General features: G+C 49.6%; 4 protein-coding genes and 1 tRNA gene. 2 read left to right on the top strand and 3 right to left on the bottom strand.

All coding sequences use genetic code 11. The annotated features are described in order from the left end of the window. Positions 1-102 precede the first annotated feature (102 nt). A complete protein-coding gene (locus ACI31J_RS02030) occupies positions 103-627 on the bottom strand; it encodes a GNAT family N-acetyltransferase (protein WP_439772787.1) in 525 nt (174 codons plus the stop codon). Between the two features lie 67 nt (positions 628-694). Between ACI31J_RS02030 and ACI31J_RS02025 the strand changes: the two genes are divergently transcribed. Next, positions 695-767 (top strand) — tRNA-Ala (locus ACI31J_RS02025). Between the two features lie 49 nt (positions 768-816). Here the strand turns inward: ACI31J_RS02025 and ACI31J_RS02020 are convergent. Further along, positions 817-1,404, bottom strand: a complete 588-nt coding sequence (locus tag ACI31J_RS02020; RefSeq protein WP_439772786.1) for a GNAT family N-acetyltransferase — start codon at positions 1,402-1,404, stop codon at positions 817-819. Positions 1,405-1,535: 131 nt separating this feature from the next. Between ACI31J_RS02020 and ACI31J_RS02015 the strand changes: the two genes are divergently transcribed. Continuing rightward, a complete protein-coding gene (locus ACI31J_RS02015; protein ID WP_439772785.1) occupies positions 1,536-2,078 on the top strand; it encodes an RBBP9/YdeN family alpha/beta hydrolase in 543 nt (180 codons plus the stop codon). A 31-nt stretch (positions 2,079-2,109) separates the two neighbouring features. Here the strand turns inward: ACI31J_RS02015 and ACI31J_RS02010 are convergent, their stop codons facing one another. Next, entirely contained in the window at positions 2,110-3,516 is a 1,407-nt protein-coding gene (locus tag ACI31J_RS02010; protein ID WP_439772784.1) for a DHA2 family efflux MFS transporter permease subunit, read from the bottom strand. Positions 3,517-3,844 lie beyond the last annotated feature (328 nt).

The following is a 3,844-nucleotide window of genomic DNA, read 5'->3' as shown; positions in this document are numbered from 1 at the left end:
TTGGTCTAGCTAACTTTGTCATGTTTTTGAAACACAACAGTTAACTACTATAGTCGTTTTGCAATCATTTTGCAAGATGCAAATGACAATTTTCCTATTAATTCAGATACGATACTCAAGAACCTGGGCCTCCTGATCACCAATATCGTCATAGTGCAGAACCAATGACCGCACAACTTCAAAGCCATTTTTCACATATAACTTCTTAGAAGGAACATTTTCCGCCAGTACGTCAAGGTGAATAACTTTCTTCCCTTCCTTTTGAGCCTGCTTGATAATCGCCTGTAGCAACTCAGTCGAAATTCCGGTGCGTCGATATTTCGGATGAACTCCGTACAAGTGCAAGACCCCGATCTCATCGTCAGCGAAATGATGCAGCCATTCGACTTGCGGGTACTCCTCACCGCTCGTCAGGACCCCGCCGGCAACTACCTGTTGGTCCTTTAAGCCGATCATCACTGTCGCGTCATTAATCATCTGCTGCAGGCCAACGACACTCGGGTACTCGCCCCAGGTCCAGTCCGCACCATATTCATCGAGGGGCTGGTGGTCACAAATGGTCTTATAGAGCGTTGCTACCCTCGTGACATCAGCCGGCCGCGCTACTCTTATTTCCTCCAGTACCATTATTTTCAACTTCTTTCTTCAAGTTACTAACATCCTGACCATTCCCCTGTTATAATAGAGGCGCATTGGGCCATTAGTTCAGTTGGGAGAATGTCTGCTTCGCATGCAGGAGGTCGCGAGTTCGAATCTCGCATGGTCCATTTCATTTATAAATCGCCAAGAGGTCGCATTCCTCCTGGCGATTTTTTATTAGCTAAAGAACTGATCCTTGATCTGGTTAAAATTAACAATCGGTGTCGGTTCATCTCCATGATTTGCAATGGACTTTTCCATCCAAATCATATCGTACCACTTGTCGAACTTATAGACATTCTTGTAAAATCGCCCGGCCAACCGATAGCCATAGGCCTCGTGGAATTTGGGACTAGCCAGGGTCAGGTATTGATCAGGCTGATCATCATGCGGATAGACAATGTGAGCAGTCATGTTGACCACCTTCATCCGCCGACAGATTTCTTCAAGCATGTCGTAGAGTTTCGTGCCAACGTGTCTGCCTCGGCAGTTGCGGTCAACATAGATAGAGGTTTCCACGGTCCACTGGTACGCGTATCGCGGATTAGCCGGGCTAACGTACGCAAAACCAACTACCTGATCACCCAGCGTCGCCACCAAGTATGGGAAACGTTGCTGAGTTTTTTGAATCCGACCCGTCAGTTCCGTAATTGACGGGGTGATTACCTCACAGGTGATGGCCGTATTCTCCACATAATACCCATAGATTTGCTGAATTGCTGCGGCATCTTCCGGGCGGGCTAACCGCAGTGCTACTTCATCCATTATCATACCTCCCTTGCTATCTACTAGTCCCCATTATTATAACGAGCTTTACTGAATCAGGGCCATTCTGATTGCTCGTTCTTAGATAAAATTTTATGATAGAGCTAACAGATTTTGAAAGGATGACCATTATGCAAAACGCCTATCTTATTCACGGCACCTCGACCAAGGACGATGACTGGTTCCCGTGGCTGGAAGAAGCCTGTGCTCCCCAAATCAATCTCGACCGGATCTCTCTGCCAAATCCCTTTGCTCCGCAAGCAGCTGAATGGAACGATGCCGTCGACCAGCAGGTCCCCGCGACCGATGGGCTCATCCTGGTTGCCCACAGTCTGGGTTGTATTACTGCCCTTCGTTTCGTGGCCCGTCACCAAATCCACGACGTTCGTCTCCTCTTGGTGGGGGCCTTTGATAAAGGATTGCCCACCTACCCAGAGCTCGATTCCTTTATGATTCCCGTCCCGGACTACCGGCAAATCACTCCCAAGGTCTCCAAAGCAACCGTCATCACGGCCAAGAATGACCCGATCGCTCCCTACCGTGACAGCATCAACGTTGCTCACCAGCTGGGCGCCAAACTGATCGTGCAACCCACCGGTGGTCACTTCCTAACCAGCGACGGCTTCAGCGCTTTTCCCCTGGCACTCAAGGAATTGCAACGGCTGAGTAAATAAAAAGAGGATCTCATCGAGATCCTCTTTTTATTTATAGGTCGTTGCTGTGGGGCTTATCGGTCATCTTAAACGTCAGGATGATTCCAATAATAACCAGCACCAGGGTGAAGTAGATTCCGTAGTGCACCCCATTAGTAAACCGCACCGCCGAGCTGCCGGTTGCAGCATGACGGCCCAGTTCCAGGAAGCTGGTCGCCAGGGCCGTGGCCAGGGCCCCAACAATCTGTTGCATGGTATTCAAAATCGTACTCCCGTCCGCCGATTCCATCCCGGATAAGGAATTCAAGGCACTGGTCTGTGACGGTGACATCGCCAGGGGACACCCAATCATCAAAATGACGTGGGCCGCAATGACGTAGGCGATCGACGAATGCGCACTGGTCAACGCCAACATTCCGGCACCGATCAGGGCAATGAAGAAGCCGAGCATCGCCGGCTTCTTGGCCCCAACGCTGTCGTACATCCGTCCGGCCACGGCCGAGGTCAGGGCGTTGACCACCCCACCCGGCAACATGATGATCCCGGTCAAAGCAACCGGTAACAACAAGCCGTTTTGAATGTACATTGGCAGCAGGTACATGGCCGAAAGGATGATCCCGAAGTCTAGCATCACCAGGGTCGAGCCGATAGCAAACGCCGGGGTCTTAAATACCCGCAGGTTGAGGATTGGGGTTTTTAGGTGCAGCTGGCGGTGAACATAAAGCACCAGCACAACGATCCCGATCACCAGGGCGGACAGGACGGACAACGACAGCCAACCATCACGACTAGCCAGGCTGGCCCCGATTACCAGTCCCGAGCAGCCGACCGCCGATTCAATGATCGATAATACATCAACGTGTGGTCGGGTAATTTGACCGACATTTTCTAACGAGGTAATCGCAAACAGTAAGGCGATTGCGAGGAACGGGATGAAGCACCAGAAGATCCAGTTCCATGATAACTTCGCCAGGATCAGCCCAGTTAGGGTTGGCCCAATGGCGGGAGCAAACATGATGACCAGGGCACAGACCCCCATCACAGCCCCGATCTTCTGTGGCGGAAAAATCTGCATAACCACCGCAAACATCAGGGGCAGGATCAAACCGGTCCCGATCCCCTGAATCATTCGTCCGATCAAGAGGACCGGAAAGCTCGTCGCCAGGGCCGAGATCGCCGCCCCAATGATGAAGTCGACTAGGGCAAAAATGATAATCTGCCGGGTGGTAAACCACTTCGAGATCAGACTCGATAGGGGCAGGACAATCCCGATGATCAGCATATAGCCGGTTACTAACCACTGGATGGTGGCCGTATTGACATGAAAGGCTAAAGTCAATTTAGGCAGGGCAATGTTCAGCGAGGTTTCACTAAACATTCCCACAAAGGCCCCCAGCAACATGCTGACCATGGCTAGTTTGGGATGCCGGACCTGCCGGACCCGCGCTTTACTACTCATACTAAAAAATCACTCCTCTAATTAATTACTCTGATTTGCACAATTGGTTACTTTATCAAAAATAATTAATTTTCGTAAGTGATTTTTACTAAAGTTAGTTTTCTTAAGTTTTTATATTAAGAATATTAAGCAGTGCATATATGACTACCTGGGAGATGTCGACCGGTCAGTATTTAATTAGCTAGAGTATGCCGACAGAAAGATTAGGGACAGGCAGAAAAAAAGCTATTGGATAAGCGGATATTTTTAACTGCTTCTCTTCCAACTATCTAATGTAAGCAGTCCATAACGATACGTATTGTAAAAGAACAGCCAGCTTGATCGTGTT

Source organism: Limosilactobacillus sp., from assembly GCF_051873075.1.
Lineage (GTDB): Bacteria > Bacillota > Bacilli > Lactobacillales > Lactobacillaceae > Limosilactobacillus.
Note: the sequence above shows the minus strand (reverse complement) of the source record. Positions and strands in the feature narration are given on the sequence as shown.